This window comes from Solwaraspora sp. WMMA2101, assembly GCF_049179175.1.
Classification (GTDB): Bacteria; Actinomycetota; Actinomycetes; order Mycobacteriales; family Micromonosporaceae; genus Micromonospora_E.
The window spans coordinates 3,416,407-3,440,619 of sequence record NZ_JBMHMA010000006.1; the positions used below are offsets into that span (position 1 = coordinate 3,416,407).

16 protein-coding genes and 2 tRNA genes are annotated in these 24,213 nt (G+C 70.7%); 5 read left to right on the forward strand and 13 right to left on the reverse strand.

All coding sequences use genetic code 11. From position 1 onward, the window contains the following. The first annotated feature begins 214 nt into the window (after window positions 1-214). Window positions 215-1,654, forward strand: coding sequence for an acyl-CoA synthetase (locus ACN28F_RS16370; RefSeq protein ID WP_289210778.1), 1,440 nt, complete (start codon window positions 215-217; stop codon window positions 1,652-1,654). Window positions 1,655-1,927: 273 nt separating this feature from the next. After that, the gene (locus ACN28F_RS16375) at window positions 1,928-3,241 is read left to right on the forward strand and encodes a hypothetical protein (protein ID WP_421358531.1); all 1,314 of its coding nucleotides are present in this window, start codon (window positions 1,928-1,930) and stop codon (window positions 3,239-3,241) included. Window positions 3,242-3,367: 126 nt separating this feature from the next. Here the strand turns inward: ACN28F_RS16375 and ACN28F_RS16380 are convergent, their stop codons facing one another. Further along, window positions 3,368-3,940 carry a hypothetical protein gene (locus ACN28F_RS16380; RefSeq protein ID WP_289208810.1) on the reverse strand — a complete coding sequence of 191 codons (573 nt, stop codon included), beginning with the start codon at window positions 3,938-3,940 and terminating at the stop codon, window positions 3,368-3,370. 216 nt (window positions 3,941-4,156) lie between these two features. Between ACN28F_RS16380 and ACN28F_RS16385 the strand changes: the two genes are divergently transcribed. Beyond that, window positions 4,157-5,053: a hypothetical protein gene (locus tag ACN28F_RS16385; protein WP_289208811.1), complete on the forward strand. Its 897-nt coding sequence runs from the start codon at window positions 4,157-4,159 to the stop codon at window positions 5,051-5,053. On the opposite strand, the gene ACN28F_RS16390 is transcribed toward ACN28F_RS16385, so the two are convergent. Then, window positions 5,047-8,202, reverse strand: a complete 3,156-nt coding sequence (locus ACN28F_RS16390) for a BTAD domain-containing putative transcriptional regulator (RefSeq protein ID WP_421358533.1) — start codon at window positions 8,200-8,202, stop codon at window positions 5,047-5,049. The two genes, ACN28F_RS16385 and ACN28F_RS16390, sit on opposite strands and share 7 nt — an antisense overlap. Window positions 8,203-8,435: 233 nt before the next feature. Here ACN28F_RS16390 and ACN28F_RS16395 point away from each other — a divergent pair, with 233 nt between their 5' ends. Further along, on the forward strand, window positions 8,436-9,017 hold the full coding sequence (locus ACN28F_RS16395; protein WP_289208813.1) for a calcium-binding protein: 582 nt from the start codon (window positions 8,436-8,438) through the stop codon (window positions 9,015-9,017). A 45-nt stretch (window positions 9,018-9,062) separates the two neighbouring features. Here ACN28F_RS16395 and ACN28F_RS16400 read toward each other — a convergent pair. The 6 genes from ACN28F_RS16400 to gyrB form a co-directional block, all read right to left on the reverse strand. Next, window positions 9,063-9,135, reverse strand: a tRNA-Ala gene (locus ACN28F_RS16400). Window positions 9,136-9,199: 64 nt separating this feature from the next. After that, complete coding sequence (locus ACN28F_RS16405) at window positions 9,200-9,328, reverse strand: DLW-39 family protein (protein ID WP_282224574.1); 129 nt, start codon at window positions 9,326-9,328, stop codon at window positions 9,200-9,202. 34 nt (window positions 9,329-9,362) lie between these two features. Beyond that, window positions 9,363-9,436 (reverse strand) — tRNA-Ile (locus tag ACN28F_RS16410). A 171-nt stretch (window positions 9,437-9,607) separates the two neighbouring features. After that, on the reverse strand, window positions 9,608-10,618 hold the full coding sequence (locus tag ACN28F_RS16415) for a DUF3566 domain-containing protein (protein WP_289208814.1): 1,011 nt from the start codon (window positions 10,616-10,618) through the stop codon (window positions 9,608-9,610). Between the two features lie 3 nt (window positions 10,619-10,621). Beyond that, on the reverse strand, window positions 10,622-14,425 hold the full coding sequence (gene gyrA / locus ACN28F_RS16420; protein ID WP_353850498.1) for an intein-containing DNA gyrase subunit A: 3,804 nt from the start codon (window positions 14,423-14,425) through the stop codon (window positions 10,622-10,624). A gap of 122 nt (window positions 14,426-14,547) precedes the next feature. Beyond that, window positions 14,548-16,491, reverse strand: a complete 1,944-nt coding sequence (gene gyrB / locus ACN28F_RS16425; RefSeq protein WP_289208815.1) for a DNA topoisomerase (ATP-hydrolyzing) subunit B — start codon at window positions 16,489-16,491, stop codon at window positions 14,548-14,550. A 546-nt stretch (window positions 16,492-17,037) separates the two neighbouring features. Between gyrB and ACN28F_RS16430 the strand changes: the two genes are divergently transcribed. Further along, window positions 17,038-17,598: a hypothetical protein gene (locus ACN28F_RS16430; protein ID WP_282224571.1), complete on the forward strand. Its 561-nt coding sequence runs from the start codon at window positions 17,038-17,040 to the stop codon at window positions 17,596-17,598. Window positions 17,599-17,667: 69 nt separating this feature from the next. Here ACN28F_RS16430 and ACN28F_RS16435 read toward each other — a convergent pair whose 3' ends face one another. The 5 genes from ACN28F_RS16435 to dnaA form a co-directional block, all read right to left on the reverse strand. Then, window positions 17,668-18,336 carry a DUF721 domain-containing protein gene (locus tag ACN28F_RS16435; protein WP_289208816.1) on the reverse strand — a complete coding sequence of 223 codons (669 nt, stop codon included), beginning with the start codon at window positions 18,334-18,336 and terminating at the stop codon, window positions 17,668-17,670. Continuing rightward, on the reverse strand, window positions 18,326-19,474 hold the full coding sequence (gene recF, locus ACN28F_RS16440; RefSeq protein WP_289208817.1) for a DNA replication/repair protein RecF: 1,149 nt from the start codon (window positions 19,472-19,474) through the stop codon (window positions 18,326-18,328). Before recF ends, ACN28F_RS16435 begins: the two co-directional genes overlap by 11 nt. 7 nt (window positions 19,475-19,481) lie before the next feature. Further along, on the reverse strand, window positions 19,482-20,357 hold the full coding sequence (gnd, locus tag ACN28F_RS16445; protein WP_289208818.1) for a phosphogluconate dehydrogenase (NAD(+)-dependent, decarboxylating): 876 nt from the start codon (window positions 20,355-20,357) through the stop codon (window positions 19,482-19,484). A gap of 73 nt (window positions 20,358-20,430) precedes the next feature. Beyond that, the gene (dnaN, locus tag ACN28F_RS16450; RefSeq protein WP_289208819.1) at window positions 20,431-21,564 is read right to left on the reverse strand and encodes a DNA polymerase III subunit beta; all 1,134 of its coding nucleotides are present in this window, start codon (window positions 21,562-21,564) and stop codon (window positions 20,431-20,433) included. 691 nt (window positions 21,565-22,255) lie between these two features. Further along, entirely contained in the window at window positions 22,256-24,085 is a 1,830-nt protein-coding gene (dnaA, locus tag ACN28F_RS16455) for a chromosomal replication initiator protein DnaA (RefSeq protein ID WP_289208820.1), read from the reverse strand. Window positions 24,086-24,213 lie beyond the last annotated feature (128 nt).

Below are 24,213 nucleotides of genomic sequence, written 5' to 3' on the forward strand. Positions count from 1 at the left end.
TCCACGAACGGACCAATTGGGGCTGGAAAACAAGTCGGGAATCGGCGATAGGACGTCGAGTCCGATCGGCTGATCGGTCGGCACACCGACGGCGGGCCAGACCCGCCTGCCTCCTGTCGGAGTTGCCGGCGGAACGAACGGCCGATCGACACCGCCGGTCCGGCACCATTGATCCTTGACCCCGCACCGGAGCGACCACGTGGAGGGCCGGTCAGTGCTGCTGAGCAATCTGGGGTCGGTCGACGTACCGGCCGCCGTCACCGTCGACGGACGGGCCCTGACCAGCGGAGAGCTGCTCGAGGCCGCTGGCGCGGTCGCCCGCGACGTCGCCGACGCCAGCGTGGTCGCCATCCGGGCGACCGCCAGCCCGGAAACGGTCGTGGCGGTCACCGGATGCCTGCTCGCCGGCGTCCCGCTGGTCCCCGTACCGCCCGACGCCGGCCCGGTCGAACGCGACCACATCCTGCGCGACTGCGCGGCCGACCTGCTCCTCGACCCTGGCGCCGGAGCGCGCTCCGCCGTCGGGGTCGGCCCCCGCAGCCCAGGACCGCGCTCCGGCTCCGACGGCGGACCACCGGTCGTGCCGGTCGTGCTCAGCCGTCGCGCCGACCCGCCGCCCGGGGCGGTGACCCCCGAACGGACCGCGCTGATCCTCTACACCAGCGGCACCACCGGAGCGCCCAAGGGCGTCCCGGCCACCCATGCTGCCATCGCCGCCGGCCTCGACGCCCTCGCCGAGGCATGGGCATGGAGCCCGGACGACGTCCTGGTCCACGGGCTCCCCCTGTTCCACGTGCACGGCCTGGTGCTCGGCGTCATCGGCGCGCTGCGCACCGGAAGCCGACTGGTCCACACCGGGCGACCCACGCCGCAGGGGTACGCGGCTGCCGGCGGCAGCCTCTACTTCGCGGTACCGACCGTCTGGTCCCGGGTCTGTGCCGATCCGACCGCCGCCCGTGCGCTGCGCGACGCCCGGCTACTCGTCTCCGGCAGTGCGGCGCTGCCGGTGCCGGTCTTCGCGGAACTGACCCGGCTCACCGGGCATCAGCCGGTCGAGCGGTACGGCATGACCGAGACATTGATCACAGTCAGCAGTCGGGTGGCCGATGACCGTCGACCAGGTTGGGTCGGTACGCCGCTGACCGGCGTACGGACCCGGCTGGCCGGCGAGGCCGGCGAACTCCTGCCGCACGACGGCGAGTCCGTCGGCGAACTGCAGGTGCGCGGACCGATGGTGTTCGGCGGCTACCTGGGACGGGCCGGTCGGGACGACTTCACCCCGGACGGCTGGTTCCGCACCGGCGACGTGGCGCGGATCGGCCCCGACGGCTGGCACCAGATCGTCGGCCGCGCCTCCACCGACCTGATCAAGAGCGGCGGCTACCGGATCGGTGCCGGCGAGGTGGAGAACGTCCTGCTGGCCCACCCCGCCGTACGCGAGGCTGCGGTCGTCGGCGCGCCCGACGCCGACCTCGGCCAACAGGTGGTCGCGTACGTCGTGGCCGACGGCGTACGGCCGCAGCAGCTCATCGATTTCGTCGCGACCGAACTCTCCGTTCACAAACGACCGCGCAAGGTGCACATCGTGGATCGACTTCCGCGCAACGCGATGGGTAAGGTGCAGAAGAAGGCGCTACTCGACGACAGTCGGTGACAGACAGTCACCGGCTGGTTGACCAGGGCGGTTGCGGCCCGACATCATCCGTTCGGCTGATGTCTGCGGTTCAATGTCGAGGTCATAAGTTTTCATTACCTTCGGCTCAAGAATCGATCATTTCTCGCTGGGAAGTTGATTCTTGATTGAACCGATCCCTAACGTATGCGTGAGGCCCGGCCGGCCACACTCACCGCCATCGGCGTCCCGCCGCACGGCCGCCGGCCAGCACAGCGACAATCACAGTACGGTGAGCGTTCGGAAGGTGTACACATGGGACGATCGGCTCACAGAAACGCCGCCACACCGCGCGCGGGCAGTCGGGTGCGCCGCGCCGTCATCGCGACCGCTACCCTCGGCGCGTTCGGGATCCTGATCGGCGTCAGTCAGATATCCAACGCCCAGACCGACCGTACGGCCACCACCCAGGTCAACGGTCTCGAGGTCATCGGCAACGGCTGTGAGAACAGCGCGTTGACGCCGCACACCGGGTTCCAGGAAGGCAGTCGCTGCGTCTCCACCGCCTTCGGTGAGGTCGGCGACGACGACCGTAACCCCACGCTGCTGATCACCGACGCCCCGCAGACGGTCGGCGTCGGCGAACCGTTCCAACTGCAGGTGAGCACCCGCAACCTGGTCCGCGACCGTTTCCTCCCCGCCGGCCAGGGCGGTTACTACATCGAATCGGCCCTGCTCACCGGCGAGGGCCTGACCCGCGGCCACTTCCACACCGCGTGCCGGATGCTGTCCAGCACCACCGAGGCGGTCGACCCCGCGCCGGTGCCGGCGTTCTTCGTCGCCACCGAGGACGGTGGCGGCGGGTCGGAGCCGGACGTGGTCACGATCCAGGTGCCGGGCCTGCCGCAGGAGGGCATCGCCCAGTGCGCGTCGTGGGCAGGCGACGGTTCCCACCGCATCCCCATGATGCAGCGGGCCAACCAGACGCCGGCCATCGACGCGGTCCGGATCCGGGTCCAGGCCGACGGTGCCGGAGAGCCCCCGGTCGAGGAACCTCCCGTGGAGGAGCCGCCGGTGGAGGAACCCCCGGTCGAGGAGCCGCCGGTGGAGGAGCCTCCTGTGGAGGAACCGCCCGCCAACGAGCCCCCGGTCGAGGAACCGGTCGAGGAAGAGCCGGTCGAGGAAGAGCCCGTCGAACAGGAGCCGGCGCCCGAGAGCCCGGCGGCGACGCCGTCGGCCCCGGCCAGTCCACAGGCTGAGGTCACCGAGTCTCCGGAACCCGCACGAGGCGACGCCGACCGCACCCCGGAGCCCACCGACCCGGCGACACCCGATCCCGAAACAGACGTCAAGGAAAAGGAAGAGGACGTCAAGGAAGAGGGCGAGCAGGATGTCGAGCCCAGCCCGTCGGCACCGGCGACCGGTGGCCTGAACGCCCCGGCCACCGACAACCTCGCCGACGTGACGGACGACGCGAACGAGGTCGACAGCCCCGAGGAGCTCGCGGACCGACTGGCCCTCACTGGCGCGAACACGATCAACATCATGGTGGGCGGTCTGGTGCTCGTCGCCGCTGGCGTCGGGCTCGTGTACCTCACCCAACGCCGCCGCGACCAGTACCGCCGCTGACGGCACCCGCCCCGCCGCACCAACGCCGCACCGCAACGCACCGCGCCGACCGGTCCCGAACCGGTCGGCGCGGTGCGTCGGAGCAACCCGATGCGTTCGGCGAAGCCGGTGCTGCGGCGTACCGGGTCAGGCGCTGAGCTGGACGGTGAGCTGGTAGTCGTCCAGGGTTCCGGTGAGGACGCTGCCCGCCGCCTGGTCGATCACCTGCCAGACCACTGTCACCACGTGATTGCCCTGGCCCACCCGCTTACATGCCTGGGTGGCGGTGGACTGGCCGACGTCCGTGGTGAACATCAGGTCGTTGTCCGGCGGCATCGGTGCCCCGTCGAGCAGGATCTGCACCTGAAGAAAGTCCACCGGAGTGGCGAAGGTGTTGGGTTGGCCGGTCAGCCGAGCCTCGGCATCGAACGTCACCAGGACCTGGGCACTGTTGCCTGCCGGCACCACGAACGGGACCACCGCACCCGGCACCTGCACCGGGTTGACGGTCTCCCCGGTGGAGACCGGGCTGTCGTTGAGGCGCACCATGCTGGCGATCTGGGTACCGCCGTTGCAGGCCACGACCCCGCTGCCGTCGGCCGCATAGGCCAGGTCGTCGTCGACCAACTGCCGCGCGGTCGCGGGGGCCTGCCCGACCAGCACCGCACCGAGTGCGAGCAGCACCAGGCCCGGAACGATTGCGGTACGTAGCTTCTTCATGACTTTTCCCCTCTGGGTGAGCGCCGGACGTCGGCGCACGTCACAGTGCCGCCACGGGGTCAGGGTGAAGTCATGCCCCGGTCACGGGCACGGGCACGGGCCGGGCCGGGCCGGGCCGGGCCGGGCCGGGCCGGGCCGCGCACCATGACGCCACCGTGGCGCGGCGGCGCACCCTGGGTACGCCCAGATCGTCGCCCCGGCAAGGGAGAGAGCACCATGAGCAGGAAACGGAACTGGCAGATCGCCGCAGCGGTGGCGCTCGTGATCGCCCCGGTCGCCACGGTGGCGACTCCGGTCACGGCGGCCCGGCCGGGTGAGCTACCCGACCTGGCGGTGCTCGTCAGCGGACACGACCCCGTACCGGTGAAATCGGTGACCGTGCACTGTCCACAACCTGGACAGTCGGTCTTCGGGGCGGGCGGCCGGATCATCGACGGCGCCGGCGCCGTGGCACTGACCGCGATCACCCCCGACCAGACGCTGTCGTCGGTGACCGTCGAGGCCACCGCCCGGGGCGGTCACGCCGCCGACTGGTCCGTGGAGGCCATCGCCGTCTGCGACATCTCGTCGGACCCACCGCACCGGCAGGTGTCGACCACCCTCGACGGTGCCACGGCCATCGTGAGCTGCCCGGACTCGACCCGGGTCACCGGCACCGGCTTCCGGGTCGACGGTGCCGTCGCCGCCGCCCACCTCGACGAGGTGGCACCCGACCAGGACCTGCGGCGGGTGCGCGTCCACGTCGGCGGCACCACCCCGGCCCGGGTCACCGCGTACGCCATCTGCAAACGGCCGACCAGCGTCGACGGCACGCCCGGCATCCGGCGCAGCGCCACGACCGGGACCGACGCCACCTGGCCGAAGACCGTCACCGTCGGAGCCGCCGGCTCGGGCGAGCGGGTGTACGGCGTCGGCGCGAGCGTCCGGGGCCGGGGCGCGATGCTCACCGCGCTCGTACCCCACCCGGTGCTGAACCTGGCCGGTGCCCGGGCGGACCAGGTGCCCCGGCCGGATCAGCCGACCTGGGACGGGACCGGGGCACGGCGGTACGACGCCAGCGACGACGGCGAACTGACCGGGTACGCCATCCTGCTCAGCCCCACGTTTCACTGAACCGCACCGGCGCCGGGACGGGGCCGGGTGGGCATCAGCAGAAGTCGGTCCGGTGGCCGTACGCCGATCTCACGCATCGCCTCGGCGTACCGGTCGAAGGCCCGGCGGGCCTCGCCGTGCTGGCCGGCCGCGACCAGAGCACGGACCAGTCCACGATGGGCCGGTTCGTCGTACGGATCCCGCTCCAGCAGCCGGAGCAGACAACCGACGGCGTCGGCCCGGTCCGCTCGGGCCAGCATCCGCAACATGTCCAGGTACGCCGCCCGCGCCTGCTCCCGCAGCGGCCGGGACCAGTCGTCGTACGGCTCGTCCTCGAACACGTCCGCGCGGTACTCCCGGTCGGCGGCACGCAGCATCGTGCGTGCCTGTTCCAGCATCGCGCGCTCCAGCAGCCGCCGGCCGTGCGCGACCTGGGCCAGGAAATCCTCGACGTCCACCCGGACGTTCGTCAGGTCCAGGGCGATGCTGCCCTGGTCGGCGACGATGAAATGGTCAGCCGGGAGATCCTTCGCCGGATCGAGCACTCCCCGGACGATGGAAAGCAGCACCGACAGTCGGTGCCCGGTCCGCTCCGGCTCGTCGCCCGGCCACAGCAGTTCACTCAGCTCGCCCCGGGGCACCGGGCGCCCCCGCCGAGCGACCAGGATTCGCAGCAGGTCACGGGCCTTGCGGGACTGCCACTGGGACGCCGGCACCGGCCGGCCGGCGAGCCGGACCTCGAAGCGACCCAGCGCCCGGATCGAGACCCCGCCGCCATCCGACGGTCCAGTGCCATCCGACGTCCCGGTGCCGGCCGACGCTGCGGTGCCGGCTGGGGGTGTGGCCCGGGTTCCGGGCCGGTCCACCTGGGCACCGGCAGCCGCGAGCCGCTCAGCCGCGAGCAGGCCCTCCAGCCGGTCGTCGGTGCCAGCGGTCGACAGCCGCCCGAGCACGACGAGCAGCCGGTCCGCCTCCAACCGTGCCCCGGTCCCGCTCCAGATCGCCTGTGCCTCGCGCAACGACTCGCGGACCCGGACCGGACTGGTCGCCGTCGCCGCCCGCAACTCCAGCGCGTCGGCGAGCCCCGCCCGGTCCCGCCGGGCCCTCGCCAGCTGCGCCGCCCGGTCGGCCAGCGCGGCGGCGTCGGCGAGGTCGCCGCCGCGTCGGGCCACCCACCCCCTGGCCAACAGGGCCGGTACGGCGAACTCGTCCACGGCCAGGTCGGTGGCCCGGTCCGCGTAGCTGGCCGCCGCGGTGGCGTCGTCGTCCAGCACCACCAGGGCCAGTCCGGCCAACGCCGGCACCAGCACGTACGTGTTGCCGATGGCCTCGCCGACGCGGACCACCTCCTCGTAGCCGGCGCGGGCCTGCTCCCGCCAGCCCCGGCGGCGGTACAGCTCGGCCATGCCCAGCATGGCGTTGGCGAACCGGCGCGAGCCTGCGCGCTGGTAGCGGGTGAGCGCCGTGGCGTACCGGGCGGCCGCCTCGTCGTAGCGGCCGAGCATCGCCAGCGCCTCCGCTTCGTTGCTGATCGCGATGGCGTGCAGGCTGGGCGCGGCGGCGACGGCCGCGTACCGGGCGGACAGCTGCGCGGCCACCAGCGCCTCCGCGTACCGGGCGGTGCGCAGCAGCTGGTAGGTGCGATTGGTATGGATGCGGGTGAGCAGCAGCACGTCGCCGATCCGCTCGGCGATCGGCTGGGCGATCGCGAAGTGCTCCTCGCTGCCGGCGGCGTCGCCTGCCACCGCCCGGCACAGCGCCATGCCGAGGTGCGCGGTGGCCAGTGCACCGTCACTGCCGACGCTGTCCCCGGATGCAGATGTGGTGGTGGCTGCTGCGGCGAGCGCCTGCCGGGCGTACCCGGTCGCGACCTCGACCTCACCGGCCAGCAGTTGGGCGTGCGCGGTCCAGGCCAGCAGAAGAACCACGTCGGGCGACGAGGATGGCCGACCCCCGTCGGCACTGTCCCGGCCACCGCAGGCACTGTCCCGGCCACCCTCGGCACAGGCACGGGCGAAGGTGTCCAGCGCCGCCTGGGCGTCGCCACGCTGGTAGTGGATGCGCCCCACCCGCCAGGCCAGGCCAGCGTCCCACTCGGGCCCTGCCGCCGCGTCGTACGCCTGTTCGGCAGCGGTCAGGTCACCGATCGTACGCAACGCATCGCCGAGCAGCAGACGTAGTCGACGGCTGACCAGAGGCTCAGGCAGCCCAGCGACCAGCTCCGCGACCTCGGCCGCCTGCCCGGCGGCGAGCATCCGGTCGCCGTGCTCGGCGAGGACGCGAGCGGCTTGCGCGTCGACACCGGCCCGCCGGTAGGCACGGGCCGCAGCCACCGGCGGGCCGTGCTGGTCGTACCAGGCGGCGGCGTTCGAGGCAAGGTCCACATGCTGCCGGGTCGGTTGCCGCTGCCGGACCACCTCGGCGACAACCGGCACGACGCGCTCCATCGGAGCCGACGCACCCGGTACGACCGGTGCCGCCCCGACGCGCGTCAGCAGTCCGATGCGGCGCAGCAACCGTACGGTCACCGTCGCCTGCCGGTGGCCCAGTGCCCGACCCAGGTCGGCGCTGAACGGTGCCAGGTCAGCGGCGCACCGCAGCAGCCGGACCGCCGACGACGGCAGTCCGGCCAGCACCTCACCAGTCAGATATGTCGCCAGTGGGCTGCCAGGCTGGCTGACGGCCCGCACCAGGTCGCCCGGCGGCACGCCGTCCAGCCGTAGCGTCTCGGCGGTCAGCGCGACGAGCGCCGGCCAGCCTCCGGTCGCCCCGTGCACCTGGTCCGCGAGGCCCGGATCGGACAGTCCATGTTCGACGGCGAGGAGCTCGGCGACCGCCTCCGCAGTGAGCGCCAGGTCGGTCGGACCAAGCTCCTGCCACCGGTGCCGGCCGACCCCGCTGGCCACCGGAGCCGCCAGCGGCCAGCGGCCGGAAAGCACCACCGTCGCGGTGTGCGGCAGGTCGTCGACGACCGCCGCCATGGCCTGCGCCTCGTCGGCGGACAGCCGGGGCAGGTCGTCGACGATCACTGGACGGTCGTCGGCGGTCGACCGGGTCTCGTCGAGCAGCCGTTGCGGTGTCGTGTCCGACCCTCGCCACCAGCGGGCGCTCGACGGCGGGAACCAGCGGAGCAGTGCGGTCGTCTTGCCGTAACCAGCGGCGGCGACCACGATCCGGCAATCCGGACGTCGATGCCCCGGACCCGACGAACGCACCGCAGCTCACCTGCCTCTCCGGTGGGCTCCCTCTTCGGGCAGAAACAGGCTGGTCCGCCACCGGCCCCGGCGGCAAGACCTGTGTCGGCAATCCGGCCGTGACGCGACGCTGAGCCGTCCGTGATCACCGTCGCGATCCTGATGGCGCCGGTCGCGGACGGCGGCCCGGCAGAGCGGAAGGAGCAACGGTGAGCAGGTACGTAGGTATCGGAATCCTGGTGACCATCGGCACGGCGATCGCGGTGGTCGGACCGGCCGGGCCGGCCGTCGCGACCCACACCTGCGACGGCGAGGCGGTGACCATCAGTGGCTCCGGCACGATCAACGGGACGAGCGGGCGGGACGTGATCCGTGGCTCGTCCGGCAGCGACATCATCGACGGCCGGGGCGGCAACGACGTCATCTGTGCCGGCGGCGGGGTGGACGCCGTCTACGGTGGCCAGGGCGCGGACCGCATCTTCGGAGAGGGCGGAGACGACTTCCTCTGGGGTGAGGGCCTCGGCGTCGTGGTGACCGGTGGCGCCGACGAGATCTGGGGTGGTACCGGCGACGACACCATCTACGGCCAGGTCGGGGGCGACACTCTGCGCGGCAACGAGGACAACGACGACATCTACGGTGGGGACGGGCCCGACACCATCTTCGGTGGGATCAACATGGCCGAGACCAGCGGCGCGCAACTCGACGCCTGCTACGGCGACAGCGGCAACGACACCATCCGGTCCTGGCTGACCGGTCACCCGGCGGAATGCGAGGTCGTCGTCGACTGATCACCGGTTGGGGTGGCCGAGGTTGAACCGTCAACGAGCTGTGAGTGGAGCCAAGGGGACTCGAACCCCTAACCCCTGCCTTGCAAAGGCAGTGCTCTGCCAGTTGAGCTATGGCCCCGTACGGTCCCCGCGCGACACTCCGACGGCTGCCGGCCGCGGTGCGGGAGGGACCAGGGTGCGGGTCAGCGCAGGTCGGGAGCGGTGGTCGCCTCGTGCCACAGCGCACGTTCGTCACTGGTTTCCTTGACCTTCTTGGCGATCAGCGCGGCTACACCGATGACCGCCGCGATGATCAGGAGCTTCTTGGCCATGGGGCTGATCCCCTTACGCTCGACTGTCGTGGAGTGGGGCTAGCTGGAATCGAACCAGCGACCTCAGAGTTATCAGCTCTGCGCTCTAACCGACTGAGCTATAGCCCCGTACGCGACGAGCAAGGTTACCGCACCGGCCGTACGACACCCAACTCGGGGCCGGGTCCGCCGGATGGCCGACAAGTGGCGCGCCGGACACCGGAAGACTACCGGGCGACACGTGGCCGGGACGAGCAGGTTTCGCCCGTCCCGGCCACGTGTCCGGATCCTCCGGACGGGTCAGTCCCGCTCGGCCAGGGTCAGTTCGATCCCGCCGACCAGGTCGGCGCAGACGTTGTAGATGAACGCGCCGAGGGTGGCCAGCGCGGTGTAGAGCACGACGTTCACCAGACCGAAGAGCGCGGCACTGCCGATCACACCCTGGGCGGTGACCCGGAACGTCGGGCCTTCGCCGGTACCGGTGCCGATCAGGTCACCGAGGCTGGTGTTCACACTCTCGAAGACACCCATCGCGTCCAGCGCGAGGTAGAGCACGGACGTCGCCACGATCACCACGATGAACAGCACCAGGGAAACCGCGAACGAGAACTTCATCACCGACCACGGGTCGATGCGCTTGAGGTTCAGCCGGGCACGGCGGGGACCGCGCGACGCCGCCGAGCTGACTCCGGGGCGGGCGGTCCGGGCGCCGTCGCCACCGACCCGTGCCGCGCCGACGGCGGCGGAGCCGGCCGCCGCCGTACCAGCGGCCCCGACGGTACGTACGGTCGGTGATCCGAGTCCGCTGCGGGAGCCCGGCGCGGAGCCTGTCTTCGTGCCACCCACCGTGCCGAGCGGCTGGGTGGAGCCCACGCCGAGACCGGGCCGGGTGGCGGTGCCACTGGCGGCGGTGGCACCGAGTGCCCCGCCGGTGAATCCGCTACCGGAGCTGGCCGGTGGGGCGGAGGAAACTGGAGGTGCCGACGTCACTGGCGTGGCCGACCTTCCGGACGAGGCGGCACCGCCGCCAAGCGTGAGCGCGCCACCAGTGGCGCGGTCGCCGGTGCCGCCGGCTCGGGCTGATCCGTCCTCGGCACCGGCGTCGCTGCCGGGGTCGTCGGCGGGCTTGTCGGGTGGGGGCGGCATGCCCGGAGCCCGGGTGAACTTCGGCGCCGGCGAGTCGGCTGGGACGCTGGCCCGGCCGACGGCGGCCCGCCCGGTGGCCGTTGCCGGGCCTCCAGCGGCGGACTCCTCGTCGACCGGGGCCGCCGAGGCCCCCGTGGCCCCCGACTTCGCCTGGGTCTCCGTCATCAACTAGTCCTGTTCGTCAGGCTCGTCGGCATTGCGAGCAATCGCCACGATGGTCACGCCGTCCGGGAGGTCCATGAGCTTGACCCCCATTGTGTTCCGATCCCGCGTACGTCGCACAGGCTTCACCGGAGTCCGGATCACGCCACCGTTGCTGGTGATCGCGAAGAGCTCGTCATCCGGACTGATCACGACCGCACCGACCAGACCACCGCGGCGTTCGGTGATCTTGGCAGTCAGCACGCCCTTGCCTCCCCGGCCCTGGACCGGATACTCCTCGATCGGGGTGCGCTTCGCGTACCCGCCGTTGGTGGCCACCAAAACATCCAGGTCCATACCTTCACGGACGACCGCCATTGCCAGCAACTCGTCCGTGTCGGTGAACCGCATCCCGATCACCCCGGAGGTGGCCCGGCCCATCGGCCGCAGCGCCTCGTCGGTGGCGTTGAACCGGATCGCCTGGGCGTTCTTGGAGACCAGCAGCAGATCGTCGGTCGCCGAGGCCAGGGCGGCGCCGACCAGCTCGTCGGCATCACGCAGGTTGATGCCGATGATCCCGCCGGACCGGTTGGAGTCGAACTCCTCCAGCTTGGTCTTCTTGACCAGACCGTTACGGGTGGCCAGCACCAGGTAGGGCGCCACCTGGTAGTTCGGGATCTGGATGACCTGGGCGATGTGCTCGTCCGGCTGGAAGGCCAGCAGGTTGGCGACGTGCTGGCCGCGGGCGGTACGCGACGCCTCCGGCAGCTCGTACGCCTTGGCCCGGTACACCCGGCCCTTGTTGGTGAAGAACAGCATCCAGTCATGGGTGGACGCAACGAAGAAGTGGCTGACGATGTCGTCCTGGCGTAGCGTCGCCCCGCTGACGCCCTTGCCGCCCCGACGCTGTGAGCGGTAGAGGTCGACCTTGGTCCGCTTGGCGTACCCGGTCCGGGTGATGGTGACCACCACGTCCTCGCGGGCGATCAGGTCCTCCATCGAGACCTCGCCGTCGAACGGCACGATCTGCGTCCGTCGCTCGTCGCCCCACTTGGCGACGATCTCGCCCAACTCCTCGGAGACGATCTTCCGCTGCCGCTCCGGCTTGGCCAGGATGTCCTTGAGGTCGGTGATCTCCAGCTCGATCTTGGCGAGCTCGTCGATGATCTTCTGGCGCTCCAGCGCGGCGAGCCGGCGCAGCTGCATGTCCAGGATCGCGGTGGCCTGGATCTCGTCGACCTCGAGCAACCGCATCAGACCCTGGCGGGAGTCCTCGACCGTCGGCGAGCGCCGGATCAGTGCGATCACCTCGTCGAGCATGTCCAGCGCCTTGACCAGACCCCGCAGGATGTGCGCCCGCTCCTCGGCCTTACGCAGCCGGTACGCGGTCCGCCGGCGGATCACGTCGATCTGGTGCTCGACGTAGTAGCGGATGAACTGCGCCAGGTTCAGCGTGCGCGGCACCCCGTCGACGAGCGCCAGCATGTTGGCGCCGAACGTCTCCTGCAGCTGGGTGTGCTTGTAGAGGTTGTTGAGCACCACCTTGGCGACGGCGTCCCGCTTGAGCACCAGCACCAGCCGCATACCGGTACGCCCGGACGACTCGTCGCGGATGTCGGCGATCCCGCCGATCTTGCCTTCCTTGATCAGCTCGGCGACCCGCTCGGCGAGGTTGTCCGGGTTGACCTGGTACGGCAGCTCGGTGACGACGAGCGCGGTCCGCCCCTTCTTGTCCTCCTCGACCTCGACCACGGCCCGCATCCGGATCGAGCCACGACCGGTCCGGTATGCGTCCTGGATCGGCGTGGTGCCGACGATCAGCCCGGCGGTCGGGAAGTCCGGACCCTTGACGATCCCGAGCAGTGCTTCGAGCGTGTCGGCCTCGTCGACCTCCGGGTTCTCCAGACACCACTGCACCGCCGCCGCGATCTCCCGCAGGTTGTGCGGCGGGATCTTGGTGGCCATACCGACCGCGATGCCCTCGGAGCCGTTGATCAGCAGGTTGGGGATCCGGGCCGGCAGGATCACCGGCTCCTTGGCCCGCCCGTCGTAGTTGTCCTGGAAGTCGACGGTGTCCTCGTCGATGTCCCGCAGCATCTCCATCGCCAGCGGGTCGAGCTTGCACTCGGTGTTGTGGCTGACGAATCCGTCGGTGACGAAGGAATGGTCGTCGGTGTCCACCCGGAGGCTGTAGACCGGCTGCACGCCCGCGTCGGCGACCTCGGCGACCTCGGCGTAGTAGAAACGGCCGTCGACCAGCGGCTCGACGACGTCGCGCACCTCGCGTTCGGTGATCCGGGCGAGAATCTCGGACCGGTCACGCTCCCACCGTTCGATCCGGTCGACGTTGTGCCGGCGCAGCCAGTCACGCTCCGTCCAGCGGGTCGCGCCATGCGCGCGGATGAAATCGGCCAGGTAGGGAACGTGGTCGCTGGACATCGCACGACTGGTACGCGGCACGGCGCGCAGCTCGCCGCGCAGCTTGTCCTGCTTGCGGCCGAGGAACCCGATCCGTTGGGCGAAGATGCGGGCGTCTCGCCGGTTGGTCACCACCAGCTTGATCTCGCCGTTGCGGTACTCGCACTGCCGGCTGACCACACCGAATTCGAGCAGCAGTTGCTGGACTTCGTCGGCCAGGCGGTGGCTGCGGGTCGAGTAGCTGATCGCAATGGTGCCGCGTGGCAGCAACGACGACGACCCGTCGCCGGTGAACAACGCCTGCAGGAACGCGCGCTTGACCGCCGCCGGCCCGCGCCAGATCAGCTCGGGGACGAACTTGCCGGCGCTGCGGACGTCGACCAGATCGGCGAGCAGACTCTGCCGCAACGCGGCGACATCCTGCACGTCCAACTCGTACAGGGTGCTGCCGGAGGCGATGATTCGCTGGCTGACGTACCGTCGGCCGCCAACCGCGACGTCGTAGGCGGCGACCACCCGGGCGAAGAATTCCGGGTCGACGTTGTTGAATCCGGCACGGTTGGTCGAGAACCAGCCTTCGCTGACGAACGCACCGGCCAGCAGCGCGGCCTCGACGTGATCCGCCATCGGGTACCCGAACTCGTCGGCAACCACCCGCTGCATCGCGACCCGGTCTCCGCCGCGCACCTCACTGAGCAGCTTCCACAGCAGCGTCGGGACGCCGGCGACCTCGACCAGGCAGAGCACCGGATGGTTGTGGGTGCCAGTGAGCGCATAGCCTTCGCGGGTGCGCAGCCGCAATGTCGGATGCTCGCCGGAGTGGAACAGACGGTCAGCGCGGACCAGGTCACCGTTGCGGTCGCGGACCTTGAGGTCGATCTCCGTCTCGGAGGAGGGCGCGGCGTCCGGCGCGATCTGATCGATTCGAACCGTGCCATCCGCAGTACGGACCCGTACGTCGCCGGTGACACAGTAGCGCATCGCCGCAGCCGGATCGTTGCCCGGGGAGCCGAAGTTGCCGTTGCCGTCGACCAGTGGGTAGCGCAGCGACCAGGGCTGGGCCATCCGGACCAGCGCGTCGTAGATGGCCGAGTCGCCGTGCGGGTGGAACTGGCCCATCACGTCACCGACGACCCGGGAGCACTTCACGTAGCCCCGGTCCGGCCGGTAGCCGGAGTCGAACATCGCGTAGAGGATCTTGCGGTGGACGGGTTTGAGGCCGTCCCGTACGTCCGGCAGCGCCCGCCCGACGATCACGCTCATCGCGTAGTCGAGGTAGGAGCGCTGCATCTCGACTTCCAGCCCGACCGGCTCGATGCGGTCGTGGCCGGCGACCGCTGCGGCGGCGGGGGTGGCCGCTGCGGCTGCTGCGCTGTCCGACTCGCTGTCGAAGGACTCGGGAGTATCCGTCACAGTTAACCCTTATCAGACTTTATACCGTCATACCGCTGTGGATAACGGCTGTGGAATCTCGCGAAGCTGTGGATAACTCGGTCGGGCCGGTCCGGGTCACGGGTCGGGACCGACCGAGGTCGCTAGATGTCCAGGAACCGGACGTCCTTGGCGTTGCGCTGGATGAACGACCGTCGCGCCTCGACGTCCTCACCCATCAGGACGCTGAACAACTCGTCGGCGGTTGCGGCGTCGTCCAGAGTCACCTGACGCAGCGTACGCGTCGCCGGGTTCATCGTGGTGTCCCACAGCTCCGGGTAGTTCATCTCACCCAGACCCTTGAACCGCTGGATGTCGTCCGGCTTGGCGTTCGGCTTCTTCTGCTGCCGCAGCGCGATCAGACCGTCACGCTCGCGGTCGGAGTAGGCGTACTGCGCGTCGTCGCCCTTGCGGTTCCATTTGATCTTGTACAGCGGCGGCGCCGCCAGGTAGACGTGGCCGAGCTCGACCAGTGGCCGCATGAACCGGAACAGCAACGTCAGCAGCAGCGTCTGGATGTGCTGACCGTCGACGTCGGCGTCGGCCATCAGCACGATCTTGTGGTACCGCAGCTTCTCGATGTCGAAGTCGTCGTGGATGCCGGTGCCCAGCGCGGTGATCAGCGCCTGGACCTCGTTGTTCTTCAGCACCCGGTCGATCCGGGCCTTCTCCACGTTGAGGATCTTGCCCCGGATCGGCAGGATCGCCTGGGTCCGTGGATCCCGCCCCTGCTTGGCGGAACCGCCGGCCGAGTCACCCTCGACGATGAAGACCTCGGACTCGCGCGGATCGGTCGACTGACAGTCGGCCAGCTTGCCCGGCATCGACCCGGACTCCAGCAGCGACTTGCGCCGGGCCAGCTTGCGCGCCTGCTGGGCGGCGATCCGGGCGCGCGCCGCCTGGGTCGCCTTCGTGATGATCATCTTGCCTTCGGCCGGGTTGCGGTCCAGCCAGTCCACCAGCCACTCGTTGCACACCCGCTGCACGAAACTCTTCACCGGGGTGTTGCCCAGCTTGGTCTTGGTCTGCCCCTCGAACTGCGGGTTGGCCAGCTTGACCGAGATGATCGCGGCGAGCCCTTCCCGGATGTCCTCGCCGGAGAGCTTCTCGTCGCCCTTGAGCAGCTTCTTGTCGGTCGCGTACTTGTTGACCACGCTGGTCAGGGCGGACCGGAAGCCCTCTTCGTGGGTGCCACCCTCGTGGGTGTTGATGGTGTTCGCGAAGGTGTAGACCGACTCGCCGTACGACTCGTTCCACTGCATGGCGATCTCGACCGACATGCCCTCCTCCTCGGCCCCGAACTCAACCACACTCTTGTGGATCGGGTTCTTGGAGTTGTTGAGGTGACGGACGAAGTCCGAGATGCCGCCCTTGTAGCAGAAGGTGACCTCGCGGTGCTTGCCGTCCTCGTCGGTCGCCCGCTCGTCGCGCAGCTGGATGGTCAACCCTCGGTTCAGGAACGCCATCTCCTGCAACCGACGGTAGATCGTCTCGAAGGCGTACTCGGTGGTCTCGAAGATCGTCGGATCCGGCCAGAAGGCGACCGCGGACCCTGTCCGGTTGGTCGCCTCGCCCTTGTCCAGGGGTGTCGGCTTGGAGTTGTGGTACTGCTGACGCCAGACGTGGCCGTCCTTGTGGATCTCCACCTCCATCTTCACGGAGAGTGCGTTCACCACCGAGACACCGACACCGTGCAGACCGCCGGAGACCGCGTACGCCTTGCCGTCGAACTTGCCACCGGCGTGCAGCACGGTCAGCGCGACCTCGACCCCCGGCTTGCCCAGCTTCGGGTGCAGGTCCACCGGGAAGCCACGGCCGTTGTCGGTGACCCGCACCCCGCCGTCGGCCAGCAGCACCACGTCGATGGTGTCGCAGTGGCCCGCCAGCGCCTCGTCGACCGCGTTGTCCACGACCTCCCAGACCAGGTGGTGCAGGCCACGTTCACCGGTGGAGCCGATGTACATACCCGGCCGCTTGCGGACGGCCTCCAGGCCCTCCAGCACGGTGATCGACTCGGCGCCGTACTCCTGCTTCTTCTGCGCTGACACCCTCAGCCACTTTCTCGCGCACCTGGCCACGGGCGGGCACAGGGACGCGGGGTTCGGCGGACACCCGGCAGCGGGGCGGGCGCGGACCGGCACCATGGCCGACAACCCGCAACTTCGGGTGGATCGCCGACGGGTGGCGAAACGCGCCGTACGCCGCAGAGCACCCGCGGATCACGAACGGCTGGGTCCCGCGCGTCTCGACGCACGGGTCTCCCTCGTCTCTACCTACGATCCTACTGTGCCGAGCCGACATAACAGGGATGCGGCACCCCCGTAAAGCGCCTGAGAGGTTCGTAGCCGGCCGCACCCCACCCACCGCGACCACCCCCACACGGACCTGACCACCCGGCGAGGATGATGCGGGGCCGTCCGACACCTGTGGTCACCACGCCGGCACCGGTCACCGCACCCACCTGTGGTGAGGCCCCGGACCCGCTGCCGCTACAGTGCCGCTACCGCTCAGGCGCGCCGACAGCGGCACTGCGGTGCAGTCGACCCGTCCGCTGAACCGGCCGCGCCATCAGCTGCAGAAGGGTGACGTGTGCGATGGGGCTGGACAACGTCGCGGTGCAGTGGCCACGGGTCGGCGAGTTCTACGAACCGGTGGCACCGGCCGAGTTCGTCGATTTCGGTGACCTCGCGGAGCAGGCCGACGTCGCCGCGCCGACCGCCGCGCTAGCCGGGTACGTAGCCAAGACCGGCAGTGTCCGGGCCACCGCGTACACCGAGCTGGTGGACCTGCTGCTGGGCCTGACCGGGGTGCTGTACGCCACCGAGGCGGCCGCCGAGGACGAGGACCCGGTGATCGACCCGGACGGCTGTGCCTGGATCGCCGGCGGGCTGGAGCGCTTCGTGGCCGGCCACGACCGGTACGGCGACACCGTCACCTTCGACACCGTCGGCGCGGTCCTGCGCGATGCCCTCGCCGACGCCCGCCTCGCCGAACAGCAGCTGCGCTGGCTGGACAGCCGACTCGACGCGCTGCGCGACGAGGCCGGCGACGCGCCGCAGTGGAGCTTCCCCCGCTCCGAGCTCGCCGTGCTGTCCCGTTTCTACCGCCGCTGCGCCGACCGGGGCTTCGCCGTCTACGCCGACGCCGAGGCCTGACCCGAACAGCCCGACCCGACCCGACCCCACCGGGCCCGAGCCGGCGGCGGGTGCCCGGGTCGGGCCCGGTCAGCCGTACGTGTCGCGGGGCCCTCGGCCCCGGACCCGCCGTGGCCCTTTCGACCACGACGGCGCGGCCGGACCGTGGATGTGCAGCTTGCGGACCACGTTGTGGCCGACCTCCTTGGCGATCCGATGCAGTAGAGACCGGGCGAGCAGCCGCAGCTGGGTCGCCCAGGCGGTCGACTCCGCCTCGACGGTCAGCTCACCGTCCTCGAGCTTGACCGGCCGGCAGTGGGTGGCTATCTCCGCGCCGACCACCCGCTCCCAGGCCCCGAAGACGGTCGCCTCGGCGGTCGGCCGCTGCCAGCCGCGGGCAGCCACCAACCGGGCCAGTACGTCGCCGAACAGCTGCGGATCCCGCGGATCCGGCCCCGGTCCCGAGTAGCCGCGCAGCCGTCGCCCGCTGCCGGCTCCCGCACCAGCGGATCCGCCCCGGCCGTCGCCCGCACCACGCCGCGACCGCCCTGCCTCCCGACGGGCCCGGGCGGCGTCGAGCACCGCGCGGGCCAGCTGCGGGCCGGTCGACGGCGGCGGCAGGACCACCGGCTGCTCCGCCGCAGCCGGCTCGGCAGCCGGCTGCCGGTCCTGAGCCTTAGGCTGCCGGCCCTTTGCCTGCCGAGGGGACGGTGCGGGCTGCCGACGCGTCGGATCGGTCGGTGTCGGTTCAGCCGGCATGCCGGACACCTCCCGGGAAGACTTCGAAGCGTGCTCCGCGCAACGCTACCGGTACGTCGTCGGCGACGGCACAGGTCACCAGCAGCTGGCTGGCACCGGCCACCAGATCGGCCAACCGCTCCCGGCGGCCGGTGTCCAGCTCGGCGAAGACGTCGTCGAGGACCAGCACCGGCTCGATTCCCTCGCCACGCAACAGGTCGTACGCGGCGAGCCGCAGCGCCAGCGCGCACGACCAGGTCTCCCCGTGGCTGGCGTACCCCTTGACCGGCAGGTCGCCGATTGTCAGGTTCAGGTCGTCGCGGTGCGGTCCGACCAGGGTGACACCGCGCTCCACCTCGCTGCGCCGCGCCTCCTGCAGTGCCGTACGCAGTGCCGACTCCAACGCGGCCCGGTCCGGCAGACGGGCGCCGCCGTCGGCGGCCGGCAGGTCGACGGCACACCGGTAGGCGATGCCGGCTGGCGCGGACCCGGCGGCGACCGCCGCGTACGCCTTGGCCACGTGCGGGGCCAGGGCGTCGACCAGCTCCAGCCGGCCGGCCAGTAGCTCGGCGCCGTGCCGGGCCAGGTGGGTGTCCCACACGTCCAGGGTGCTCAGGTCGCCGCCGCGCGTACCACCGGTCTTGCGGGCCAGGTAGGCGCTGCGCAGCAGCGCGTTGCGCTGCTTGACCACCCGGTCGTAGTCGGCCCGGACGCCGGCGAACCGGGGCAGTCGGGCCACCAGCAGGTCGTCGAGGTAGCGGCGGCGTTCGGCCGGATCCCCTCGGACGATCTCCAGGTCCTCGGGGGCGAACAGCACCAGCCGCAGCGCGCCGAGCACGTCGCGGGCCCGCCGGGCCGGGGACCGCCCCAGCCGGGCCCGGTTCGCCCGGCCCGGCACGATCTCCAGCTCCACCAGCAGCTCCCGCTGGTCGTGCATGATCAGGCAGCGGATGATCGCACTGTCGGCCCCGACCCGCACCAGCGGCGCGTCGGTGGCCACCCGGTGGCTGCCCAGGGTGGCCAGGTAGCCGAGCGCCTCGACGAGGTTGGTCTTGCCGACCCCGTTCGGCCCGACCAGGACGCTGCCACCCGGATCGAAGGTGACGTCGACCCGCTCGTACGAGCGGAAGTTGATCAGTTCGAGCCGACGGACGTACACCGGGGCGTCAGGGGCTGGACTGGACGGCGTGCCCGCCGAACTGGTTACGCAGCGCGGCCACCGCCTTCATCGCCGGGGAGTCGTCCTGCCGGGAGGTGAAGCGGGCGAACAGCGACGCGGCGATCACGTTCATCGGCACCCCGAGCCGGATCGCCTCCTCGACCGTCCAGCGCCCCTCACCGGTGTCCTCGGCGTAGCCGCGCAACGCGGCCAGCTGCGGGTCCTCGTCGAGGGCCGCGTCGAGCAGGTCCAGCAGCCAGGACCGCACCACGGTGCCCTCGCGCCACGACTTGATCACCCCGGGCACGTCGGTGATGAGGTCGGACTGCAGCATCAGCTCGTAGCCCTCGGCGTAGGCGTGCATCAACGCGTACTCGACGCCGTTGTGCACCATCTTCGCGTAGTGGCCGGCACCGACCGGGCCGGCGTGGGCGAAGCCGTGCTCGCCGGGCGGCTTGAGCGCGTCGAAGATCGGCATCATCCGCCGTACGTGCTCGGCGTCGCCGCCGACCATCAGGCCGTAGCCGGCCTGCCGACCCCAGACCCCGCCGGAGACGCCGACGTCGAGATAGCCGATGCCGTGCTCGGCCAGCCGGGCGGCGCGCGGCGCGTCGTCGCTGAACCGCGAGTTGCCACCGTCGATCACCAGATCGTCGGGGGCCAGCAGACCGCACAGCTCGTCGACGACCGACGAGGTCACCGGTGCCGGCACCATGGTCCAGACCGCGCGCGGGGCGTCGAGTCGGTCGACCAGCTCGGCGAGGCTGCCGACGTCGCTCACCGCCGGATCCCGGTCGTAGCCGTACGCCTGGTGGCCGGCGTCGCGCAGCCGGTCCCGCATGTTGCCGCCCATTCGGCCCAGGCCGATGATGCCCAACTGCACGGTCTGTCCCCTTTCCGTCGCCGCGATCGTCACGGTTGCCGGCGGATGATCGTCGTGGTGCCGATTCCCGCGCCTACCGGGTTACCCGGATGGGCATGATCAGATAGCGGTAACCGGGGATGATCTGGTCGTCCTCGCCGGCCGGCGAGATCACCGCCGGTTTGAACGCGTCGACGAAGGCGAACACGGCGGTGGCCGACCCGAGGTTCTGCAGGCCGTCGATCAGGTACTGCGGGTTGAAGCCGATGGTCAGCGGCTCGCCGGTGAAGGTGGCCTCCATCGCCTCGCTGGCCCGCGCCTCCTCGGTGTTGCCGGCCTCCACCACCAGTCCGTCGGCGCTGAAGCTCAGCAGCACCGGCGTGGTGCGTTCGGCGACCAGCGCCACCCGGCGGACGACCTCGACGAGGCCGGCGACGCTGACCCGGGCCTCGGCGTTGTGGCTGGCGGGGAAGAGCGACCGGACCGGCGGGTAGTTGGCTCCGTCGAGCAGTCGGCTCGTCGTCCGGCGGGTACCGCCGGCGAACCCGATCATGCCTTCACCGGCACCGCCCTGCGCCAGGGCGATGGTGACCTCGCCGCCGATCGGCCCGAGGGTCTTCGCCGTGTCGGCGAGGGTACGGGCGGGCACCAGGGCGTTGAGGCTGATCCCGGAGTCGTCCGGCTGCCAGTCGATCTCGCGGATCGCCAGCCGGTACCGGTCGGTGGCGAGCATGGCGAGCTTCGGGCCGTCGAGCTCCAGCCGGACGCCGGTCATCATCGGCAGCGTCTCGTCCCGCCCGGCGGCGACCGCCACCTGGGCGACGGCGGCGGCGAAGGTGGGGGCGTCGACCGTACCGGCGCTGGAGGGCATCTCCGGCAGCGTCGGGTAGTCCTCGACCGGCATCGTCGGCAGGGTGAACCGGGCGCTGCCGCAGACCAGCTCCAGATGCGCCCCGACGGCGGCGATGTCCACCGGCTTGGCCGGCAGCGACTTGGTGATCTCCGCCAGCAGCCGGCCGGAGACCAGGGCCGCGCCGTCGGCGTCGCCCTGTACGTCGACGGTCACCTGGCTGGACACCTCGTAGTCGAACCCGGAGACGTGCAACGAGCCGTCGGTGACCCGCAGCATGGCTCCGGCCAGTACCGGCACCGACGGCCGGTTCGGCAGGCTCTTGGCCGTCCAGGCGACCGCGTCGGCGAGCGCATCGCGCTCCACCCGGAACTTCATCCCTTGCCTCCGCACTTCATGGGCGTGCCTCCGCGTCGACTCGAACGATCTTCTATGACACCGGGCGGCGAGGGTGACCGCTTCGCCCGGTGCGGCTGCTGTCGGTCAACGGACCTCACCGAACGATAGGCCAGAGCGTGGCGGTGGCGCGTCCGCCCCCAGGCTTGGCCGGTCTCCTCCTCCTGCGGTGGACCGTCGCTGCGCTCCATCCACACAACCCCCAACGCCGATGATTGGGTTTTGTTGTCTAGAAGATAAAACTCATCGTCTTCATCGGTCCTGTGCACTCTGTGGACATCTCACGTTTACGCAGCTCAGCTGGGTTGGATGGGGGTGGATGAGCTGTGGATGAGGGTGGGTACAACCCGCCCCGTCATCCACAGGCCGTCCGGTCGCACACAGGCTCCCCAGGTTATCCACCGGTTATCCACCGGTTATCCCAAGGGTTCGTCCCCAGCTGTGGACAACCTTTCGACGATCGCGGGTCCGGTCGTCCCCAGAACCTTCAACAGGCCGTCCACAGCCCCCCACCGAGCTGTGGACAAACAATCACTCCGAGTAACTGTCCACAGCGGTTTCCCCAGCCGTCGTCCACAGCCTGTGGACAACGCTCCACCATCGGGGTGCCGACGGCAAGGGGGTTGTCCACCGACGGTGGACAACCCCCTGTGGAAAACCTGTGGGTACGGGGTCAGGCGGTCTGCTTGATCCGGTTGGTCAGTTCGGCGATCTGGTTGTAGAGCGACCGCCGTTCGGCCATCTGCTGACGGATCTTGCGGTCGGCGTGCATCACCGTGGTGTGGTCCCGGCCACCGAACGCCTGCCCGATCCGGGGCAGCGACAGGTCGGTCAGCTCCCGGCACAGGTACATCGCGACCTGCCGGGCGTTGACCAGGACCCGCGACCGTGAGTGCCCGCGCAGGTCCTCCAGGCTGACCCCGAAGTAGTCGGCGGTCGACACCATGATCTGGTCGGCGGTGATCTCCGGTCCGGCGCCGTCGGGGATGAAGTCCCGCAGCACCTCCTCGGCCAGCGCCAGCTCCACCGGCGATCGGGTCAGGCTGGCGAACGCGGTCACCCTGATCAGCGCGCCCTCCAGCTCCCGGATCGAGTTGGCGATCCGGGACGCGATGAACTCCAGTACGTCCGGTGGCGCGTACAGCCGCTCCTGGGCCGCCTTCTTCTGCAGGATGGCGATCCGGGTCTCCAGGTCGGGCGGCTGGATGTCGGCCAGCAGCCCCCATTCGAACCGGGTCCGCAGCCGGTCCTCCAGCGTGGCGAGCTGCTTGGGCGAGCGGTCCGAGGTGATGACGATCTGCTTGTTCGCGTTGTGCAGCGTGTTGAAGGTGTGGAAGAACTCCTCCTGGGTCCGTTCCCGGTTCTCCAGGAACTGGATGTCGTCGATCAGCAGGATGTCGACGTCCCGGTAGCGACGCTGGAACGCGCTGGTCTTGTCGTCGCGCAGCGAGTTGATGAAGTCGTTGGTGAACTCCTCGGTCGACACGTACCGCACCGACCGGGCGTGCCCGAGCGTGGTCGCGTAGTGACCGATGGCGTGCAGCAGGTGGGTCTTGCCCAGCCCGGAGCTGCCGTAGATGAACAGCGGGTTGTAGGCCTTGGCCGGTGACTCGGCCACCGCGACCGAGGCGGCGTGCGCGAACCGGTTGGACGAGCCGATGACGAACGTCTCGAACATGTACTTCGGGTTCAACCGGTTCCCGCCGGTGTCCACCCCTGGACCACTCAACCGACGGTCGTCGCGGCCGGTGCCGCGATGGTCGTAGCCACCCCGGCCCGGGCCGTTGTCCGGCGGACTGCCCACCGGGTCGGCGCGCGTGCCGTAGCGCTGGTCCGGTGGCCGGTAGTCGGCCGCCGGCGGCGGCCCGGACAGCGGCGGTGGTTCAGGCCCGGACGGGGGCGGATGCTCGTCGCGCGTGCCGGTGCCGCCGCGGGCCTCCCCGTCGGCACCTGGCGGATCGACGTCGACCACCCGGGCGTACTCGTCGCCGAAGAGCGCTCCCTGGTCACCGCTGCGGGCACCGGGCACCACCGGTCGGCCGCCGCCGGGGTGCGGTCCGGGACCGGGGTGCGGTCCGGCGCCCGGCTCGGGTCCGGGTCGGGGCCCGTCCGCCGGGTCCGCACCGGGCCGGTCCGCAAGCGCCGGTACGGCGGCACCGAGATCGGTCGTTCCGAGCTCGGTCAGCCTCGGCTCGACGGTGGCGGTGCCGTACACGGTGCCGACCGGCCGGCCGTGACCGTCCTCGGGCGGGCGGACCGTCACCGCCACCTGGATCGGCCGGCCGAGCCGGCGCGACAGGGCGTCGGTGATCGCCGGCCGTAACCGGGACTCGATCACGTCCCGGGTGAAGGCGTCGGGTACGGACAGCAGCGCGGTGTCGTCGACGATGGCACGCAGCCGGGTGAGCCGCAGATAGGCACGTTGCTGAGCGGAGACGATCTCGTCCGCCAACTCGTCCGTGGTCGCCAACCAGACCGCGCCGAGGTCGATCGTCTCGGCCACCGTTGCGCCACCCCCATCGCATCCGAGTACCCCGGCGCCGCCACTGTCGGTGGCTGGCTGCCGGTCGGGACCGGTCCCGCTCTCGAACAGGTACGACGAGCATGCCGCGGGCCGCTCAACTGACCGTC

Coding starts and splice junctions, on each gene's coding strand:
- ACN28F_RS16375 (WP_421358531.1), top strand. CDS start 1,928: ATGGGACGATCGGCTCACAGAAACGCCGCCACACCGCGCGCGGGCAGT.
- ACN28F_RS16380 (WP_289208810.1), bottom strand. CDS start 3,940: ATGAAGAAGCTACGTACCGCAATCGTTCCGGGCCTGGTGCTGCTCGCA.
- ACN28F_RS16385 (WP_289208811.1), top strand. CDS start 4,157: ATGAGCAGGAAACGGAACTGGCAGATCGCCGCAGCGGTGGCGCTCGTG.
- ACN28F_RS16405 (WP_282224574.1), bottom strand. CDS start 9,328: ATGGCCAAGAAGCTCCTGATCATCGCGGCGGTCATCGGTGTAGCCGCG.
- ACN28F_RS16415 (WP_289208814.1), bottom strand. CDS start 10,618: ATGACGGAGACCCAGGCGAAGTCGGGGGCCACGGGGGCCTCGGCGGCC.
- ACN28F_RS16430 (WP_282224571.1), top strand. CDS start 17,038: ATGGGGCTGGACAACGTCGCGGTGCAGTGGCCACGGGTCGGCGAGTTC.
- ACN28F_RS16435 (WP_289208816.1), bottom strand. CDS start 18,336: ATGCCGGCTGAACCGACACCGACCGATCCGACGCGTCGGCAGCCCGCA.
- dnaN (WP_289208819.1), bottom strand. CDS start 21,564: ATGAAGTTCCGGGTGGAGCGCGATGCGCTCGCCGACGCGGTCGCCTGG.